Annotated in this window: 20 protein-coding genes and 1 tRNA gene; 8 read left to right on the top strand and 13 right to left on the bottom strand. The window is 37.1% G+C overall.

The features are described from left to right. Positions 1–1,401: phage tail fiber protein (locus ABN217_RS15975; protein ID WP_349459611.1), on the top strand; the 1,401-nt coding region annotated here is incomplete at its 5' end. Between the two features lie 39 nt (positions 1,402–1,440). Here ABN217_RS15975 and ABN217_RS15970 read toward each other — a convergent pair. The 4 genes from ABN217_RS15970 to ABN217_RS15955 all read right to left on the bottom strand — a co-directional run bounded on the left by ABN217_RS15970 (position 1,441) and on the right by ABN217_RS15955 (position 4,005). After that, entirely contained in the window at positions 1,441–1,674 is a 234-nt protein-coding gene (locus ABN217_RS15970) for a DNA polymerase III subunit theta (RefSeq protein WP_349459609.1), read from the bottom strand. Between the two features lie 178 nt (positions 1,675–1,852). After that, positions 1,853–1,929, bottom strand: a tRNA-Pro gene (locus ABN217_RS15965). Between the two features lie 85 nt (positions 1,930–2,014). After that, on the bottom strand, positions 2,015–3,751 hold the full coding sequence (gene yejM / locus ABN217_RS15960) for an LPS biosynthesis-modulating metalloenzyme YejM (RefSeq protein WP_197269362.1): 1,737 nt from the start codon (positions 3,749–3,751) through the stop codon (positions 2,015–2,017). Between the two features lie 26 nt (positions 3,752–3,777). Beyond that, positions 3,778–4,005, bottom strand: a complete 228-nt coding sequence (locus ABN217_RS15955; protein ID WP_004247042.1) for a YejL family protein — start codon at positions 4,003–4,005, stop codon at positions 3,778–3,780. 155 nt (positions 4,006–4,160) lie between these two features. Between ABN217_RS15955 and yejK the strand changes: the two genes are divergently transcribed. Further along, on the top strand, positions 4,161–5,165 hold the full coding sequence (yejK, locus tag ABN217_RS15950; RefSeq protein ID WP_196553294.1) for a nucleoid-associated protein YejK: 1,005 nt from the start codon (positions 4,161–4,163) through the stop codon (positions 5,163–5,165). Positions 5,166–5,248: 83 nt separating this feature from the next. Here the strand turns inward: yejK and rplY are convergent, their stop codons facing one another. After that, positions 5,249–5,533 (bottom strand): 50S ribosomal protein L25, encoded by a 285-nt coding sequence (rplY, locus tag ABN217_RS15945; RefSeq protein ID WP_006537318.1) that lies wholly within the window; start codon positions 5,531–5,533, stop codon positions 5,249–5,251. A gap of 144 nt (positions 5,534–5,677) precedes the next feature. Further along, the gene (gene radD, locus ABN217_RS15940) at positions 5,678–7,441 is read right to left on the bottom strand and encodes a DNA repair helicase RadD (protein WP_196553293.1); all 1,764 of its coding nucleotides are present in this window, start codon (positions 7,439–7,441) and stop codon (positions 5,678–5,680) included. Positions 7,442–7,634: 193 nt separating this feature from the next. Between radD and rsuA the strand changes: the two genes are divergently transcribed. The 3 genes from rsuA to ABN217_RS15925 all read left to right on the top strand — a co-directional run bounded on the left by rsuA (position 7,635) and on the right by ABN217_RS15925 (position 10,430). Beyond that, complete coding sequence (gene rsuA / locus ABN217_RS15935; protein ID WP_164526138.1) at positions 7,635–8,339, top strand: 16S rRNA pseudouridine(516) synthase RsuA; 705 nt, start codon at positions 7,635–7,637, stop codon at positions 8,337–8,339. A gap of 37 nt (positions 8,340–8,376) precedes the next feature. After that, positions 8,377–9,561 (top strand): Bcr/CflA family multidrug efflux MFS transporter, encoded by a 1,185-nt coding sequence (locus ABN217_RS15930; protein ID WP_231619316.1) that lies wholly within the window; start codon positions 8,377–8,379, stop codon positions 9,559–9,561. Between the two features lie 521 nt (positions 9,562–10,082). Then, positions 10,083–10,430 carry a YejG family protein gene (locus tag ABN217_RS15925; RefSeq protein WP_072069943.1) on the top strand — a complete coding sequence of 116 codons (348 nt, stop codon included), beginning with the start codon at positions 10,083–10,085 and terminating at the stop codon, positions 10,428–10,430. Positions 10,431–10,555: 125 nt separating this feature from the next. Here ABN217_RS15925 and mepS read toward each other — a convergent pair whose 3' ends face one another. Next, on the bottom strand, positions 10,556–11,170 hold the full coding sequence (gene mepS / locus ABN217_RS15920; protein WP_072069942.1) for a bifunctional murein DD-endopeptidase/murein LD-carboxypeptidase: 615 nt from the start codon (positions 11,168–11,170) through the stop codon (positions 10,556–10,558). Between the two features lie 364 nt (positions 11,171–11,534). After that, positions 11,535–12,242: a phosphatase PAP2 family protein gene (locus tag ABN217_RS15915; RefSeq protein ID WP_196553291.1), complete on the bottom strand. Its 708-nt coding sequence runs from the start codon at positions 12,240–12,242 to the stop codon at positions 11,535–11,537. 346 nt (positions 12,243–12,588) lie between these two features. Between ABN217_RS15915 and ABN217_RS15910 the strand changes: the two genes are divergently transcribed. Together ABN217_RS15910 and ABN217_RS15905 are read left to right on the top strand one after the other, a co-directional pair. Then, positions 12,589–12,900 (top strand): YmdA family protein, encoded by a 312-nt coding sequence (locus tag ABN217_RS15910; protein WP_196553290.1) that lies wholly within the window; start codon positions 12,589–12,591, stop codon positions 12,898–12,900. A 266-nt stretch (positions 12,901–13,166) separates the two neighbouring features. Then, positions 13,167–13,496 carry a YmdA family protein gene (locus ABN217_RS15905; RefSeq protein WP_072069939.1) on the top strand — a complete coding sequence of 110 codons (330 nt, stop codon included), beginning with the start codon at positions 13,167–13,169 and terminating at the stop codon, positions 13,494–13,496. A gap of 141 nt (positions 13,497–13,637) precedes the next feature. On the opposite strand, the gene yeiP is transcribed toward ABN217_RS15905, so the two are convergent. The 3 genes from yeiP to ABN217_RS15890 form a co-directional block, all read right to left on the bottom strand. Continuing rightward, a complete protein-coding gene (yeiP, locus tag ABN217_RS15900) occupies positions 13,638–14,210 on the bottom strand; it encodes an elongation factor P-like protein YeiP (protein ID WP_072069938.1) in 573 nt (190 codons plus the stop codon). Between the two features lie 141 nt (positions 14,211–14,351). Beyond that, positions 14,352–15,593: a tryptophan permease gene (gene mtr, locus ABN217_RS15895; RefSeq protein ID WP_349439755.1), complete on the bottom strand. Its 1,242-nt coding sequence runs from the start codon at positions 15,591–15,593 to the stop codon at positions 14,352–14,354. A gap of 290 nt (positions 15,594–15,883) precedes the next feature. Next, entirely contained in the window at positions 15,884–16,300 is a 417-nt protein-coding gene (locus ABN217_RS15890; RefSeq protein ID WP_072069936.1) for a nucleotide triphosphate diphosphatase NUDT15, read from the bottom strand. A gap of 186 nt (positions 16,301–16,486) precedes the next feature. Between ABN217_RS15890 and fruK the strand changes: the two genes are divergently transcribed. Beyond that, a complete protein-coding gene (fruK, locus tag ABN217_RS15885; RefSeq protein WP_196553288.1) occupies positions 16,487–17,425 on the top strand; it encodes a 1-phosphofructokinase in 939 nt (312 codons plus the stop codon). A 46-nt stretch (positions 17,426–17,471) separates the two neighbouring features. On the opposite strand, the gene nfo is transcribed toward fruK, so the two are convergent. Both nfo and ABN217_RS15875 read right to left on the bottom strand, forming a co-directional pair. Further along, entirely contained in the window at positions 17,472–18,314 is an 843-nt protein-coding gene (gene nfo, locus ABN217_RS15880) for a deoxyribonuclease IV (RefSeq protein WP_115351016.1), read from the bottom strand. A gap of 168 nt (positions 18,315–18,482) precedes the next feature. After that, on the bottom strand, positions 18,483–19,577 hold the full coding sequence (locus ABN217_RS15875; RefSeq protein ID WP_197269359.1) for a YeiH family protein: 1,095 nt from the start codon (positions 19,575–19,577) through the stop codon (positions 18,483–18,485). Positions 19,578–19,704 lie beyond the last annotated feature (127 nt).

Raw genomic sequence — 19,704 nt, 5'->3', positions numbered from 1 at the left:
AAAGGCACTGGCACTAAATTTAAAAATAATAATCCCGCCATTAATATTGGAATGACGATTTTAATTAAATCGGGAAACACGAATATTCCTTACATGATTAAATCCGTTAATTCTGATACTGAATTAGTATTAGCACATCCGGCATTAGCCACAGCAACGAACACCACATTCTCAATTCATATTACTGAGCCCGATAATAATAGTGATGCAGCAAGAACGATGGTTGCTATTAATAGTTATACGCAATATTTTCTCGATGCGATGAATACATGGATGAGCGAAACAGGGCAGACAAAAATTGAGATGCCAAATGGTGAGATTGCCACTCTCGATAGCATTAAGAAGATGCAGGAGGATATCAGTAGAAAGTTATCTCCTGGTGATTTTGGGTTAGGTCGTTCAAATGAAACTGGAGATAAACACACTCAGGATGCTAACAGTGTTAATTATACAGGATTTGCGACGCCGAACGGGGGTAATGCTGTAAATTACTACAATTCATACTACCCGTTACTGAGCATGACAAGAGGTGGTGGTGCGAATGGTGAGGGTAATAACTCTCAAATTCAGGCAACTCCAGAGGGGCTTGCGTATAGATGGATGGGGAATGGTAAAACTTCAGAATGGATAGAGGTGATGAGGCTCAGCGGTGATAATGTAAAATCATCAAAAAATGACTTTAAAAATAATGGATTCTATACATCCACAAATATTGACAGCGATATATCAGGCACTGTTTACATGGGTTTTATCTCAGCTCACGCAACTCAGCCGATTGCCTACCAGATAGGATTATTTGGCAGGAATAAAAAATTATTCTATACATACAAGGAAAACGGTAGCTGGATTGGGACTTATGAAGTGCTTCATTTGGGTAACGCTAAACCAGACTCTAACGGCTTCTACAAAAAATCCTCTCCAATCATCGACATCAATCCTGACGGCACATTTACAACTAACGACGAATCAGAAGGTGCAACTGTTACTCGAGTAGCTCAAGGTGAATATCTCATTGAAGGAGTTCTTGGGTTTAACGCTGACGCAGGCTGGGGTGGTATCGATGGTGGTATTGAAATTCCTCTCGATGTCAATAAACAGCCGTTGATATGGGTAGACTCTAAAGTTATGGAGGACGGTTCTATCCTCGTTAAAACGTATCATCGAACTCATCCTAATGCGCCTGAGTTTGCTAATAATGACATTGACGGCTTCAATGACGGTGACCCAATTGATATCCCTGATGGTCGTTTTATTTCCGTGCGTGTACAGATGCCAGAAGGCTCAATCTATAGCGTGAAAATGCGTGAGATGGAAGAGGCGCAGAAAGCGGAAGAGGAACGCAGACAAAAGGAAGAGGAAGAAAATCAGGACACCAATAAGACACCAGAAATTGATAACTGATTGATTATATAACTCGGTCGGTTCCATCGAGCATCGGCACTACTCTGTTTTCAAATACTGCACTGAATTTCCGTCCGGTAACTTCTTACTTCTCTCACGATAAAACGCTAATCGTTCATTAAAGTACGATCGTAAATGTGCTGGTTGTTGTCGTTCAACTTCGGATGCAATAACTGGCATATTGAGTCGTTCTTTATATGCAATACCGCTTGCAGATAGATCGACGTTAATCTTGTCTTTTTCTTCCTGAGTTAACTCAGCTAGATTTTTCATTTGATAAGCTCTGTTAATGAATTTGAGGTGAATTATAGCATAGAAACAGGGCGAGAATTGAGCTTTAACTAGGGTAAATCTGATGGGGGTTTTACACCAGTTTTACACCAGTTTTACACCAAGCAAATTTCAGGCATAAAAAAACCAACCCTAAGAGGTTGGTTTTTCTAAAGAATTTTGGTCGGCATGATAGGATTTGAACCTACGACCCCCGACACCCCATGACGGTGCGCTACCAGGCTGCGCTACATGCCGTTTGTGCCCTGTATATTACTGTTTTTAGCTACTAAAGCAACCCTTTGCTAATTAAGTGACGTAATTTTATACATCACTAAATGTGTTAGCGTTCAATAAAGCGTTTTTGTTCGGCAAGAACTTGTAGTAATAATTTTAAGTCAGGTTTTGCAGAGCTAATTTCTTTTCCTGATTTATCAAATAAAGCATATCGGCCATGTTTATCTATCAACAAAGTATTGTCTTGTAAAAAGACCACAAATGCTTCGTCATCACCAGTAAAAATCCATGGATGATTACGAGTGCTTGCAAATAAATCTTCACCTTGTGAATAGTTATCCGCAGGGCTAATCACACGTAAAACATGTTGCATTAAGGTTGTCATGATATCTTGATGACTAGTCATTTTATCAATCAACTGTGGTTTCATGTTTGGCCAGTGTATCATTAGAGGCACTTGTGATTGGCTTAAGTTAAAGGTGGTTTTATCAGAAAGCCATCGGTTATTTTGTTGTTTATCACCGTCTTGATGATAGCTAGAAGTGACAACCACAACGGTATTATCGAGTACTTTGGTTTCTTGCAATGTATTAAAAACGCGCTCTAATTGCTGATTTAATGTCATACGTTGAGACGTTTTATTGGTGTGACCATTAATTTGTAAGAAAGAGAACCAAGGTGTTGTTTGGTTATTTTTTATTAGCCAATTGCGCCAGCTATCAATGGTGGCATCGTTATTACCACTGCGTGATGTTGGAATAGAGAAATCTGATAGCAACGCTTGTTTAAACAATGGTGTTTGAAAGCCATATGTTGAGAACATTGCTAATTGATAGTTTCGATAACTTAAGGCATCAAATAGTGCAGAGTTTTTTCTGCTACTCAATACACTATCTAAATAAGAAGGTGAGATCCCATAAAATAAACCAAACAATGCTGTATCATTATCAATACCCGATGAATAATGATGGGTAAAATTGAGGTTATTTTGTGCAAATTCTTGCAAGCTTGGTAATTCAGGAACTTCTTCATTACCTAAACCATCAACAACAATGACTAATAGATTATAAGAATATGTTTCTTTTGAGTAAATCAATGGTGCAAGAGGGTAGGTAATACCTTGTGCGGCTGGGTTACCTTCACTGATCACTCGTTGTTCATACTCTGATTGGTTAATAAAACCATGGCGCTCAAGGAATTTACGTGCAGTCATCGGGTAGGATAATGGTAAATTGGCGCGTTGCATTGTAATCGGGCGATAAAAATTAGCATCAGCCCAAATTGACATAGAGTGAGATAAGACAAAACAAGTAATAAAAATACCCGCTAATGGTTTACCCCATCGCTGACGGTTTAAACTGCGTAATTTTTGCCAACTCCATGTTGCAAAAAGCATCTCAACAAGAAAGATAATAGGAATGCCAATAAAAATAAGTTGCCATTCTCGAGCCATTTCACCTTCATCTGGATTAATGACTAGATCCCAAACAAGTTGAGTCAGATGAAGCTGAAATTGCTGGTAAACAGCCATATCAAAGATAAGGATAGTGAGTCCCGCACTGGCAAGAGCACAAGAGATCACCCTAAGTAGCCGTTGAGATACGACTATAAAGGTAAGTGGAAAAAGAACAAGAATATAGATAGCAAAAACAATAAAACTAAAGTGTCCCATCCAACTTACAATTGCGTAAAAACGACCCGCAAAAGTTGCAGGCCAATCTGAAATAAACAGGTAACGGCTTCCAAACAATAAGCTTAGAATAATATTAAATAGCGCAAACCAGTGACCCCAACTGATCATTTGGGATACTTTTTCACGATAGGACTGAGGTCTCGTTACCATGTCTATAAATAATTTTTCTATGTTTATTAGTGAATATTGCCTTCATCAATTGAAGCACGCAATGCGTGAACAAAAGAATCAGCAATCAGCATCCGTTGAGCAGGGGCAATACTTGTATTAATTAAGTTTGTCACCATGTTTCCCAACACCATCAAAGAAAGATCTGTAGGAGTATGATGTTTTTCAAGAACGCTGACAAGTTCTGCTAATAACTGCTCAACTTGTTCATCACTATAACGGGATTTTTGTGGCATAAAATCAGAATTCCTACTAAATGAATAAAACGCTATATATTACCGTATTACTGGGCCTTTTTCCGCTATTAAATTAATTAATTTTCCCTTGATACTGAAAGTGGGGAGTGTTTGAATACGCGCATGAGAAAGTGAAGGAATAAAAGAGGACGACCATGAGTCTAGATATTAGTCAGTTAGTCTTACATCAGCTTATCAAGCGAGATGAGCAGACATTAGAAGTTGTGTTACGCGATTCAGTATTAGAGATTGAACCTGTTGTTCAGGAAATGATTGAAGAGTTGCATCGTGTCTACAGTGCAAAAAATAAAGCTTATGGTCTGTTTAATGAAGAAAGTGAATTAGCGCAAGCATTACGTTTGCAGCGCAAAGGTGAAGAAAACTTTTTAGGCTTTTCGCGTGCCGCCACAGTGAGATTAAAAGATGAATTAGCAAAATACCCCTTTGCAGAAGGGGGAACGGTTCTCTTTTGTCATTATCGTTATTTAGCGGTGGATTATCTTCTAATTGCAGTATTGAGTAGCTGCAATAGTATGTGGGTGAATGACAGTCTTGATGTTTCATCAACACGCTATCTAGATATTCCTCATGCAGATATTATTGCTCGTATTGATTTAACTGAATGGGAAACGGCTCCAGATTCTCTGCGCTATTTAACTTTCTTAAAAGGTCGAGTAGGACGCAAAGTCTCTGACTTTTTTATGGACTTTTTAGGTGCTCAAGAAGGTTTAAACGCTAAAGTTCAAAATAAAGGTTTATTACAAGCGGTTGATGACTTTTGTGAAGCTTCTGAAATGGACAAGCAAGCACGTCAGGCTTGTCGTGAACAAGTATATAGTTACTGTAATGAGCAATTACAATCTGGTGAAGAAATTGCCTTAACTGAGCTTGCTGAGGAATTACCATCTTTGGGTGATCAAAACTTTGTTCAATTTACCGAAGAGAAGGGCTATGAATTAGCTGATACTTTTCCGGCTGATCGCAGTACTTTACGCCAATTGATGAAATATTCTGGTAGTGGCGGTGGATTAACCGTTAATTTTGATGCGAAATTATTGGGTGAAAGAATATTCTGGGATCCAGCAACAGATACACTCACGATCAAGGGTACTCCACCTAATTTACGTGATCAATTACAGCGTAGAGCATCAGAAAAATAATAATCTAGTAGAAACAAATAACGCCACATTAAGTGGCGTTACATGCTCGGCGTCCCGAAAAATAAAGCTCGAAGGGTGGCTTATTAAGCGCGCAGGAAGTCAATATGAGTAATTTTTGGCTTATACTCGTGACGTTGCACTGCTTTAACTTTAACTTTAGTTTCTTTACCATCGATTACCAGGTTAACGAAATCAGAATAGAATTCAGATTTGTGTTCTTGGTTGATCACTTCGTTGTGATCTAAATCGATAGCGATTGGCTCTTCATTTCCGCCATAAACGATAGCAGGAAAACGGTTAGCCACACGCAGGCGGCGGCTCGCACCCTTACCCTGCTCTTTACGTACAGTTGCATTAATAGTTAACATCTTTTTTCTCTTATAAAAAAGAAAGAAAATACATACTTGTTACAGGCGACCCAGCAACAAGCTCGAGATTTGGTTTATCTAAAAATAGATAAAGCGGGGCGCATTTTAACGAAAAAGTCCACTAACAGCAAATATAAATCCAGATTAATATAAGGTATCTGCTTTTCGATAGCGTCCTGTATAGTCAAAAATCTTATTTCTTATCTTCCAAAAATGTTCTTTTTTACCTTTATGGGCGACAATAAAATCAGGATGGCGTAATAAATCGAACTGCTTAATGATATCGTTAGCATTATGCCAAACAAAAGGAACAGCGGGTGCTCGTTGATGTTCACGTAGAAATTTCAACTCAAAAACTTTACGTTGTGCTGGGGTGGTTAAGCGAAAACGCTCTGATACAAAAGTGCCTTCTTCATCGTAATAATTGATGTCTAACCATTCTCCTTTAACATCATTCCCTGATTGAAATTGCATGCCACCACAGCGCAAAACAAGCGCTCCTTTTAGCTTTAATGCGGCTTTAAGCATATCATCAGGATCAACTAATATTTCATCACAGTGAACACAACGACGCGCGGCAATATCATTTTCTTCATTACAATAAGGGCATAATTTAAAGCGGAAGCGGAATTCACATTGCTGTTTTTGCCCATGTTCATTTAGTTCCCAGCCTTGGCAACGCCGTCCATAATGTTCAATGATATCGCCATCAGCATCTATTATTCCCCAAAAAGTATTAGCAAATTGGCAAACAGGACAGAATACTTGTACGGGTTTGCTATTAGGGTTGGGTTTTTTGGTGCCAACTTCAGGAAGATAAAGATCATGAGGATTACCCGCATAGTCCAATATCAGACATTCGGTTTTTCCTGCAAATAATCTTAATCCTCGTCCTACAATTTGTTGATATAAGCTGACTGATTCTGTAGGGCGCAAAATAGCAATTAAATCAACATGAGGTGCATCAAAGCCTGTTGTTAGCACGGCTACATTGACCATATAGCGTAACTGTTGCTGTTTAAAACGAGAAATCAGCGTATCTCGTTCATGAGAAGGCGTATCTGCACTCACTAATGCCGCTTCATCTTGGGGCAAAAGAGAAAGAATTTCCTTTGCATGTTCAACGGTGGCTGCAAATATCATGACGCCACGGCAGTTTTCTGCATATTCAATAATCTGTGAAACAATGTGGGGAGTAATACGTTTTTGTCTTTTTATTTCACGATTAAGATCTTCTTCATTAAATATTCCATTTTGACTTGTTCGGACTTGGCTAAAGTCATATTGCAAAATGGGCATATCTAATCGAGTTGGAGGGACTAGAAAATGATTGCTTATCATATAACGCAATGGTAATTCATAAATACAATCACGGAAAAAACACTCTTCAGTACCTCTAATCATACCGTGATAATGATATTGATAAATCCAACCTGTAGGCAAACGATAAGGTGTTGCAGTTAATCCTAAGATCCGTAATTTGGGATTAATGGATTGTAATTGTTTAATAACTTGTTGATATTGGCTATCTTTAGATAAACTAATACGATGGCATTCATCGATTATAAGAAGCGAGAACGTATCATTAAATTGCGATAAATTACGTGCAACAGATTGCACGCTACCAAAAACAACTTTTCCACTACTCTCTTTTTGTTGTAAGCCTGCGGCATAAATATCCGCAGATAGACCATAAGCTTCATATTTGTTATGGTTCTGCTCGACTAATTCTTTTACGTGTGCCAAGACTAAGACACGTCCTCGCGCTCTTTTAGCAAGTTCAGCGATAACTAAACTTTTTCCTGCACCAGTGGGTAAGACTATCACCGCGGGTGTGTTGTGTTGACGAAAATAAGAGATTGTCGCGTTAACGGCGTCAAGTTGATAAGGTCTGAGTGTAAATGCCATAACTCTACATAAGAAATCAAACAGGGCGTCAGCGTAGCATTTTTTTATAGGTAGCGCGAATAAGGTAAGTGCTGCTTGATAAGTAAAGGATGTAATAGTTTATTTATAAATTAATTAGTTGTTTTATTGTTAATATTCATTTTTAATAGATACCTCATATCAGATGGTATTCATCCATTTTTCAGAGAAATTCATGCGATTAGATAAATTTTTATCCCAGCAATTGGGGATTAGCCGTAGCTTGATACTTCGTGAGTTAAGAGCTGGGCTTGTAACAATTGATGGTGAAATGGTGAAAAGCGGCTCGACCAAAATAGCACCAGAACAAGAAGTGGCTTATAACGGTAATGTGTTAACTCAAATTTTAGGGCCCCGTTATTTTATGTTGAATAAGCCCATTGGCTACGTGTGTTCAACAGATGATCCAGTTAATCCAACTATCCTTTATTTTATTGATGAGCCTCTGGCATATAAATTACATGCTGCTGGGCGTTTAGATATTGATACAACGGGGCTTGTATTATTGACTGATAATGGTCAATGGTCACATCGTATTACAGCGCCAAAACATCATTGTGAAAAAACATATCATGTCATATTGGAAGAGCCGATTGCTGAAGGTGTCGCTGAAAAATTCCAAAAAGGTGTGCAGCTGAATGGTGAAAAAGATCTGACTAAACCCGCCAAATTAGAAATTATTACACCTACAGAAGTGAAACTCACAATTAGTGAAGGCAAATATCATCAAGTAAAACGTATGTTTGCAGCTGTGGGTAATCATGTCAGCGCATTACATCGTGAGCGTATTGGGGATATTACATTAGATGAAACTTTAGCTGAGGGCGAATATCGTCCATTAACAGAAGAAGAGATCAACAGCATTCACTTACCTCAATAATTATTATCTGTCCTGTCGTTTTTGGGAGTTTATTTGCGTGCAACAGCAACGTTCGTCGTACCTTAGTCTCATTTTAATATTGGGACTCATTTCCATGCTTATGCCATTGGCCATAGATATGTATTTGCCAAGCTTACCTACTATCGCGCAAGATTTTGGTGTGCCTAGTGGTAAAGTGCAAATGACATTAAGTATCTATATTTTTGGTTTTGCTATTGGGCAACTAGTTTATGGTCCTATGGCGGATAGTTTGGGACGTAAGCCTGTCATTTTGGGCGGTGTGATTGTTTTTGCTTTTGCCTCTAGTGCATGTGCATTATCTGAATCTATTGATATGCTAATTGGTATGCGTTTTCTCCATGGCTTTGCGGCAGCTGCTGCGAGTGTGGTTATTAATGCATTAATGAGAGATATGTTCTCTAGAGATGATTTCTCTAGAAGTATGTCTTTCGTTGCATTAGTGATGACGATTGCGCCTTTATTAGCACCATTACTAGGTGCTTGGGTGATGAATTGGTTTTCATGGCATGCTATTTTTTGGAGTATTGCGATAGCCGCTGTGATTGCAGGTGCATTAATTGCATTTTATATTCCTGAAACCTTACCCAAAGAGCGTCGCCAGCGCTTTAGCTTAAGAGTAACATTTAGCCAATTTATTAGTTTATTTAGAACTCGTCGTGTTCTTTGTTATATTCTGGCATCAGGTTTTTCTTTTGCCGGCATGTTCTCATTTTTGAGTGCAGGGCCTTTTGTTTATATAGAATTACACGGTATCCCATTCGATCAATTTGGCTTGTACTTTGGTTTTAATATTATCTTTTTGATTATCATGACAAGCATAAATGGGCGATATGTTCGTCGATTTGGTGCGTTGAAGATGTTGCGTTTAGGGCTAACTATTCAATGTATTATGGGGATCTTTTTACTATTAGTTGTTGCCCTTAATTTACATTTCTATTATCTCGTTGTGGGAGTAGCGATGTATGTTGGTGGTATTGCAATGATCACATCAAACGCTATGGCTGTTATTCTTGATGATTATCCTCATATGGCAGGGACGGTTTCTTCTTTGGCAGGAACTGTGCGTTTTGGTGTTGGGGCTTTAGTTGGAACGGCTATTGCTATGTTTCCAGCAAAATCAGAATGGCCAATGGTAAGTGCTATGGCTTTTTGTGTGCTATTTGCTATGGGCTTTATTTTACTTGCACGTCGTTACAAATAAGAATATCACGCTATAAATAAGAGATATTTATAGCGTGCTTCTCCTTTTTCTCCTTTATTCCCACTGAATAAGCCACATTTTCCTCTGTTGTACTTTATGAATCGTTTCAAATTAGTATGCTTTTTTGATTTGAATCAATACTCAATGTTGTTGTTTTGTTAAATTAAGTGAAATTTATTTTAATAATCATCTATTATTGTTTTGTTGGTATGAAGCATAGTGATAAAAATTGATGAATTGTTTTACTTGAATGCGTAATATTTTATACAATTATTTTATATGGTTGATAAAATGTTAAAAAAATGAAAGAATAATTGAAGAGATTAATCATCGTAGAAATGAATACGTACAAACGCTAAGCTAAATAAATGGTTTGATACGTCTCTTCGCTTTTATTGTAAAATAATTGTAATAATTATGTTTTATGATTAGCAAGGTTTTAATATGACGTGTGAGCAAGTCAGTTCAAACTCGTATTGATGATGTATTAAATTAACGTGTTGATGAAACAGGATTGATTTGTGGATAATGTACAACTTTCGGTAGTTCATAAGCTGCCGCTGAGTTATCGGTGGCTAGCAGGCTTTGCAGGTACAAGAGTAGAGATACTGCCTGAAAATGATGCTGGAAAGCAAAATACACTGATTGGCTTAAAATTATTAAGTCATGATGGTATGACACTGGATGAAGCAATACAGAATTTGCGTCAGTATCTGAGTAATCTCCATATTGATAGTGTTGTGATCGAGTGGGATGGCGTGCCATGCCTTTTCTTATGTAGTGATGATGAATGTGCTGCGTTATGTTGCTTGAAGAATGCAGGTGTTGCTATTGCTGAGCCCTTTCCAACGGCGTACTCTTATTTATAACACTACCTATCGTTATAAAACTAACGTGATGATTGTGTGATTTACAAAATGATTAAAGAACACAAAAAAGCCTCATTTATTTGATAATGAGGCTTTTTATTTGCAATAAGATATAAGGGAATTAGTTATCTTAATACACTTTTTGAAAAGTTGTTCTCAGCAAGGGTTGCATCATTATTTTCTATAACACGTCTTGCCGCGTAAAAACGTTTATTCCAGTAGACATTAGACATTTCTGACACCGTCACCCCATTGCTGGTGGATGCGTGTACAAATTTATCATTTCCTATATAAATACCAACATGGCGCATAGTACGGCCTGTCTTAAATAGAACTAAATCACCTGCTTGTAATTTTGATTTGTTAACCTGAGTACCTGAGAATTGTTGGTCTGAGGTTGAGCGAGGTAGTTCTACACCGAATTGGTCAAGGAAGGTTCTTTGTACAAAGGCAGAGCAGTCGATGCCTTTTTTAGTATCTCCACCTAAGCGATAAGCGACGCCTTTCCAGTCTGCATATTGGTCAAGTATCTTAGATTTTATATCGAGATTCTTCACCAATGATTCAAATTCATCTTGAGATGCTTGGGAAATAGAAGTGCTTGATGATGTATTAAGTGGGGTAGTGCTTGAATTCGCTAAGCGTGAATTTGCGTTCTGTGAGCTACAGGCCGATAGCGTAGCTACAACAATGAACGCCGGTATGAGCTTAAGCATTCTCATATACGGTTTTGTTCTCATTGTGACAGATTTCCCTTACATCCTTACGTGCAGAAGTGCACCTGAATTATTCACCAAATAACCAGAGAATATAGTGTAATTTAACTCTGGCAACCCTATTTCGCGAAAAACGTGCTCTAAAGCACGTAAATATCCACATTAAACAATAAATAATGAGGAAACCAGAAAAGTGTACAGAAAGAGGCGTTAAATGGCGAGAGAAAAGAGGTTTAATTTACAAAACATTAGATAATAAAGTGCTAATACTTAAAATAGATCTCATTTGTCATCATAATATCATTCAAATGTCAAAAAATGACCAAAAGAATAAGTGCCATTATGTTTGCACTTATTCTTTTTTAATTAATCTGAGGTGTTTTTTCTTTTATTTTTTAAAAGGAAGATATTTTTCTAATTGTCTGACAATAACATCTGATAATGGTGTGATTAATAACCAACTTGTTGTGATTAAAGTTAAAGAAATAGAACCAACTAATATATCAGAAGCCCAATGTGCGCCAGCCATTACTCGCGGTAATGCGAACACAACGGTAATAAGCAGTGCCCATAAGAAAGCGCGGAATGAAAGATAACGTAATATAAAGCTACAAAAGATAAGTAACATTAAGCCATGATCGCCAGGAAAGCTGTCACCAGAGGCATCTTTTGTTGGAATGCCAGTCACAACTCCCACTCTATGTGCATCTTGAAAATAAAGTGTTGGGCTGGGTCTTTCTATTGGAATATTTTGTCCAATTTGATTAATCAGTACAGCGCTGATTATCATCACTAATCCTACAATTATAAGATGGCGTTTACCGTTATAATCTTTTTGACGAAAAGTATTGTAATAAAGTACGCCCATAGCTAACAAAATGACTAAATCAAATTTTCTATTATTAACGTAAGCAACAAAAGTCGCGAAAAAAGTATCAGGCAAAATATGTTGATTAAAATAATAAAAAATATGGGTGTCTATTGATAGCCAAAATCCATGTTGTGCTGGAAGATACCAAGAGAGGAAAATAATGATGCTCACAAGGTTAAGTAGAAAAATAGCGAGAGCTTTTTGGTGAAAATTAGAAAGTTTCATAATAATTAAATAACAAATTTCACATGTTTTTGGTGATCTAGATCACAATAAATTTAAGTTTGATTATAGGACTATAGTCAAAATAAAAAAATATATCTTTGCAATTTATTGCTTGGATAAATGTTACCTATTTATTTCATTTTTGTTATCCCCATTCGTTCTCACTTAACTTAAATTTATAGTGTTTTTTTTGGGTAGTCTTAATTTGAGCATTCTATAATTTTTTTCTATTCTTTTATTAAAGATAAAAATTAAATAAATAAAGTAACAAGCCGATATTAGTTATGACTTTAATAACATATTGGCTTGTCAGATTTCTACGCACAATAATCAGAGGAGATCAGTTTTGAAGAAGCTTTATATTGCAGCCATGTGCTTACCTTTATTATTAAGTGCACCTTCTTTTGGTAAGGAAAATAAAGTTATAGGCTCCGGAACAATCACTTTTGTTGGTGCGATTGTTGAAGGTAATTGTTTAATGGATACAGATAAAAACACTTTTAAAACAAGGTGTTGGAATGGAAGTGAAATGCAGGAATCTCAATATCAGTTAGAAAGGAATAAACAATTTAGCTCGAAATTGATTAACAACAAAGGTTCTATGGATATTAAGTGGATTAATGACAATTTAGCTATAATGAATATTGTTTATAATTAATTACACGAAAATAGAATAATAACAATAATTGTATTTATTAAATAAAATTTTAATGATTTTATAAAACAGTTATTAAAGTTACAAATATTTGACTTAAGTTTGATCAACGTTGATTTCTTATTTATAAATACCGAACAATTATATTTGATAGACATCAAATATTCTTCTTATGTCTATATGAATGTCATATTTTATTGCTATGATGAAAATATGTCGGGTGGGTGTGATCCTCATACCTACTAGCGCAAACAAGAAGTGAGGTCGTTATGAGAAAATATCTGACCGTAGTATGCAGTCTTCTCGTTTCCAGTTCGATATCATTAGCTTGGGCATCTGATCCCATTCAAACAACAGGGCAGATTTATCTGCGGGGTGCGATTGTTGATCCTGCATGTGAAATGAATTTCACTTTAGATAAAGCTGAATATCAGTGTTACAAACACAACAAAGTGTTTACATCTACTCAATCCATTGTTCCTGCTTCTTTTGATAAATCCCAACAAATAATAATTTTGCCTCAAGATATGGGCAAAGCTGAGATCCGTTGGATGGATAATACGCAAAAAAATGGTGTTATTGACGTTCAATACTTTTAAAGCATCAATGGGTTGTAGAGAAAAGTAACCAAGATAAACAAGTCAAATAATCGTTTGTCACATTGGGTTTCTTACGATTATCTGACCTATTTAGAGCAACATTAGCAATACGCTAATGAGTAGATGTTTTGACTATTAATTTTAGTCAGCTCGTCCCATATAGCGACGTTCAGCAATATGGATACGCACTTTATCGCCAGTAGAAAGGTACTCAGGGACCTGAATAACTAATCCTGTAGGTAATGTTGCTGGTTTAGTACGCGCACTTGCTGACGCACCTTTAATACCTGGAACAGTTTCAACAATTTCCATATCAACAGTTTGTGGCAGTTCTAATGCTAAAACCTGACCATCCATTGTTAATACTTGCATTCCCGCTAAGCCTTCCTCAGGAATAAACAGTAATTCGTCTTCGATTTGATCTTTTTTGAAGGTATAAGGAGTGTAATCTTCGTTGTCCATAAAGATATACTCATCACCATCAATGTAAGAAAAGCTAACAGCACGACGAGTTAAGTTGATGGTATCAACCATATCATCGCCTTTAAAACGCTCTTCTACTTTTTGGCCTGTACGGATATCGGTAAAACGCATTTTATACAGAGTACTTGCGCCTCGAGCACTGGGTGCTTGAATGTCGATATCTTTTACCAGTAATAATTTGTTGTTATAACTAACAGCCATACCACGTTTAATTTCATTGGCTTTTGCCATATAAAACCTTCCATTAAATAACATTGACGATAATGGCGACAAAATTACTCGCAGTGCAGAAACTTGGCAAGTTATTCACGCAATTTTTTATAAGATTTGATGAAAAAATAAAGCCAGCAATGCTGGCTTTTAGTGAAGTGATTAGCGGTAGATAGGAAGAAGATTAAAGTTTGCTAAAATATGTGCACTAGCATTGATGATGCCGAATAAAATAACAAATCCAATCATAAACATACCACCTGGAGCTTTAAAGCTCTGACCTTGATGACGTTGGCGACTGGCCTTTGCCATTAAGGCTGGAATAATTGCTGCCCAAATAGTTGCTGCGAGTCCTGCAAATCCAATAGCATATAAGAAACCATCAGGAAAAATAATGGCCAAAATAGTCGGTGGTATAAACGTCACTAGAGCAGATTTAAATCGACCACTTCCTGTATTGGAAAATTTAAAGAAGTCCGCTAAGTAATCGAATAATCCTAATGAAACTCCTAAGAATGAGCTTGCTAATGCCATATAAGAGAACAAATCTAGTAACAATGATACAGTAGCATTGGCCGTTGTTGAACGCATTTGTGCTAGTAAATTACCAATATTCCCACCATCAGCAATGACTTGCTTGAATCCTTCACGAGGAATATTACCTTGTACAACAAACTGCCATAAAATATAAATTGCTAGTGAAATCAGTGTACCAATCAACAAGCTTTTCATGACGGCTTTGCCATCTTTACGGTAATACGTTACTAAGCCTGGGATATTGCCATGATAACCAAATGAGGTCAGTAAGTAAGGGAGTGCGGCTAAAGCATAGGGTAAATAACTCGCATTACTTTCATTTGTATTAAACAACACAGGCATTTTTACTTCTGTAAATAATCCACCAATGGCTAATACAAAGGCAATTACCATCCCGCCAATTAAAATGGTGCTTAATCTATCCACTGCACGTGTTGATAACCAAACAAAGAAAGCAACAATTAATGCAAAGACTAAACCTGCAATAGCTTGTGGTACGCTGACCACCTCTGCAAAGTTCTGCACAATAATGGAGCTACCCGCAGAAATATAAGCGTAAGTTAAAATATAAAGAACAAACGCAATCGATAGTCCATTAATAGTACTCCAGCCTTTTCCTAATAAGTCTTTGGTAATGGTATGAAAGCTTGAGCCTAAAGGATAATGAAGGTTCACTTCTAAGATCATTAACCCAGACATAAATAAACAAAACCAAGTGTAGATCAAAAGAAAAATAGAACCGGTAAACCAGACACCGGAAGTCACAATAGGGATGGAAAACATGCCAGCACCGACAGCGGTGCCTGCAATGATCATTGCGCCACCAAGTATGGATGGACGCTTTGTTATTGATGTGACTTCTGACATAAGATGTCCTTATTAAATTGACTCAATGTACTAGCTTGATAGTGTAAAGAATACACGTTTGTATTCAGAGTGTAAATAGAGGTTATTGTGCTTTATAAAAGAAAAAAGTGAATAAAAATAATACAGTAGAAGGAGGCGATCATATAAATCAATAGATTAGTGTAAGCATTATCAGAAATGATAAAGAAATCGAGAATTAAATAAGTAGTTTTTTAGGCAAGATCAAACGTTGAAAACATTATTCTGAACAAAAAACATTCAGAATAATGAAGGTGATAGATGGGTTCCAATTAGCTTTGGTAAAACTGTTTATTTTTCCATAATGCAATGGAGTTACGGCTGGCTTCAAAATGAGGTTCAGGTAAATCATTCGGTGAACACCAGCGGATCTCAGAACATTTGTCTGGCTCCATTAATTTAGGCTCATCGCCTTGGTATTGTGCAATCATGCAAATAGAAACAGTGTGTTTACCTTCTAATTGGTAAGTTTCTAAATTATTACTAATGCCAATTACTTTAGGTGATGTAATAGCTATGCCGATTTCTTCTTTTATTTCGCGAATGGCGCATTGTTCAAAGGTTTCGCCATCATCGACATGACCACCAAAAATTGACCAATAAGGTGCGTGAGTTCCACAGCGTTTTCCTAATAATACTTCACCTTTTTCATTTACAATAATCACGCCAACACCGACCACGACTGACATTCTAGGCTCCTTATTTTTTATATAGTTATTGATAACGGATAGATAAGTCATTTTTTATGAGCATTATTGTCCTTGGAGAAGAGTGAGAGTCAAGAAGAACCGATGCAATTTCACTGAACTTAAGGTTAATTAGTGCTATATATAGCCCCTAAATATTCATAATAAAAACGATTGGAGAGTAAAGGCATGAGTCGCCGTGTCGCTACGATCACTTTAAACCCTGCCTATGATCTTGTTGGTGCTTGCTCCGCGATTGACGTAGGTGGTGTTAATTTAGTCCGAACAGCTGGGCTTAATCCCGCGGGGAAAGGTAATAATGTCGCGAAAGTCTTACGTGATTTAGGGGTAGATATTACTGTCAGCGGATTTATGGGGCGCGAGAATCAAGAGGAGTTTCAGCATTTTTTTAGTGAAAATGGAATGGCTAACCGCTTTTATTTGGTATCTGGCCGTACACGCATTAATGTGAAATTGACTGAGGGAAAAGGGCAGGTTACTGATTTTAATTTTTCAGGGTTTACGGTATCACCACAAGATTGGCAGCGCTTTGCAACAGACTCACTTAATTGGCTGGGGCATTTTGATATGGTGGTTGTTAGTGGCAGCCTACCTAATGGTGTTGACCCTGAAGCCTTTACACGGTGGATGATTAAATTAAGGCAGTTGTGTCCTTGTATTATTTTTGATAGTAGTCGTGATGCACTAGTGGCAGGGTTAAAAGCCGCACCTTGGTTAATAAAACCAAACCATCGGGAGTTAGAAGCCTGGGTTGGACATTCACTGACTGAAATGACAGATGTTATTAAAGTAGCGCATCAATTGAGGGATAAAGGCATTGCACATGTTGTTATTTCATTAGGTGAAAGGGGAGCATTATGGGTAAATGCTTCTGGTGCTTGGCTAGCTAAACCACCGCATTGTGATGTAGTAAGCACTGTGGGAGCTGGTGATTCAATGGTTGCGGGATTAGTTTACGGTTTATTAATGAGCCAAACTAGCGAACATACGCTACGTTTAGCAACGGCCATTTCTGCGTTATCTGTGAGTCAGCCTGATGTAGGAATTAAAGATAGAAGCCAACTTGCTCAGATGATGACTAAAATTGAGTTAATACCAATAAAATAATGCTATTTGCGGTTTATTTTGGGATAAACCGCAAAGAATACCAAATTTAGGCTTGTTGTGATTTTAACCAAGCGATTTCATCAGGCCAAATATCGGGGTTAATAGTTTCTAAAATTAGTGGAATACCGTCAAAACGTGCATCTTGCATAATATAACTGAAAGGAACTTTGCCAATATTACCTTCACCTAAGCTATGGTGACGGTCAACTCGACTTGCTAATTCACTTTTAGCGTCGTTTAAGTGCATCGCTTTTAAGTATTGGAAGCCGACTATTTTTTCAAACTCAGCAAAGGTTTTTTCACACTCTTCACGGGTTCTTAGATCATAACCAGCAGCGAAGGTGTGACAAGTATCAATACAAACGCCAACGCGAGATTTATCTTCAACACCATCAATAATCGCCGCAAGATGTTCGAAACGGTAACCCAAATTAGTACCTTGGCCAGCTGTATTTTCAATAACAGCGGTAACATTTTTTGTTTTTTCTAAAGTGATGTTAATTGACTGAGCTATTTTTTGTAAGCATTTATCAACATCAATTTTATTTAAGTGGCTACCAGGATGAAAATTAAGTAGTTCAATGCCAAGTTGTTCGCAACGTTGCATTTCATCTAAAAAAGCGTCTCTCGATTTTTCAAGCGCTTCTTCTTCAGGATGGCCTAAATTAATTAGATAACTGTCATGGGGTAAAATTTGAGAAGGGCCATAACCATAAAGTTCACAGTTCTTTTTAAATTTATCAATGACTTCTGTGGATAATGGAGCGGCTTTCCACTGGCGTTGGTTTTTAGTAAAAAGAGCAAACGCAGTAGCTTTGATTTCATGTGCGCGTAATACCGCCTGATCGACGCCACCAGCAGCACTGACATGTGCGCCAACAAATTTCATTACTTCTCTCCTTAGATTTATTTCACACCACGATAACAAACATACAAGCGTATAACATCATATTGAGATAATAAAAGCAAAAAAGCGCAACTAAAAAGTTGCGCAATAATAAAAAATACTTCTCAAGGCGAAAATTTAAGGGGAGGGTAATTTTTATCGATATTCCTATTAAGACATCAGCACATTTTGAATAAAGATATTAATTATCGCACCACCAAGGGTTAACCAGAAAAATAAGAATAAAGCTAACAATAATGGTTTGATACCGGCTTGTCGGATAGCGCTAATATGCGTTGTTAAACCTAATGCCACCATTGCCATTGCTAATAAAATGGTATCGATAGTCACAATGTAACTAACAATAGACGCTGGAATTAAATTTAAAGAATTGAAACCAGCCATTAAAATAAAGAATACGGCGAACCAAGGAATAGTGATTGGACTTTTTTCAGTAGTTTGTGCGTCATTGTTTGCCTTACTTTTCTTTTTACTTAAATAAGTTGAAAGAATAATTAAGAATGGTGCCAGCATCATTACGCGGATCATTTTACTAATAACTGCTGCATTTTCAGCGTCAGGGCTAATTGAGTGTCCTACGGCAACGACTTGAGCCACTTCATGAATTGTTGAACCTGAAAAAATACCAAAAGTTTCTTCTGTAAATGGTAACCAGCCTGCAAATGCATTTAAATGATAGAACCAAGGATAAAGAAAAATACCAATAGTCCCAAAAATCACAACCGTAGACACCGCAACCGCTACTTGGCTTGCTTGTGCTTTGACAACCGGCTCTGTTGCCATAACAGCCGCCGCACCACAAATACTACTACCAGCACCAATTAAAATCACCGTTTGTTCATCTAGCCCAAAATATTTTCGACCGATCCACATTGCAATAAGAAAAGTCGATGTCAGCATAATTGCATCTATAATTAAACCGGTTGCACCCACATCAGCAATTTGCTGAAACGTTAGTCTGAAACCATACAAAATAATACCTGTGCGTAATAAATAGTGTTTGGCGAATTTGACACCTTCATCACTATAGGGTTTTGCAACAGGATAAAGTGTATTACCAATAATAATACCGAATAAGATCGCCAGCGTTAATGCACCTAAACCCATGTTAGAAAACCAAGGGATGTCACCAATATAAATAGCAAGCGCAGTTAATACGCCTGTTAATAATAAACCAGGGAGCCAGCGATAAATTGGAGTAACACATTTTTTCGCCAATGTAATAGGTTGACTTTGCTCTGACATAGAAAAACCTTGCTTATATGAATTTTGCATAAGCATATAACAACCAATCTTATTTATTAAACTCATTATTTTTATAATAATAACCAGTAAAATTAATATAGGTGTATTTTCTTAAATGTGCTTGGTA

This window comes from Proteus sp. fly-1067 (assembly GCF_040139345.1).
Classification (GTDB): domain Bacteria; phylum Pseudomonadota; class Gammaproteobacteria; order Enterobacterales; family Enterobacteriaceae; genus Proteus; species Proteus vulgaris_B.
This window is presented reverse-complemented; position numbering and strand designations above follow the sequence as displayed.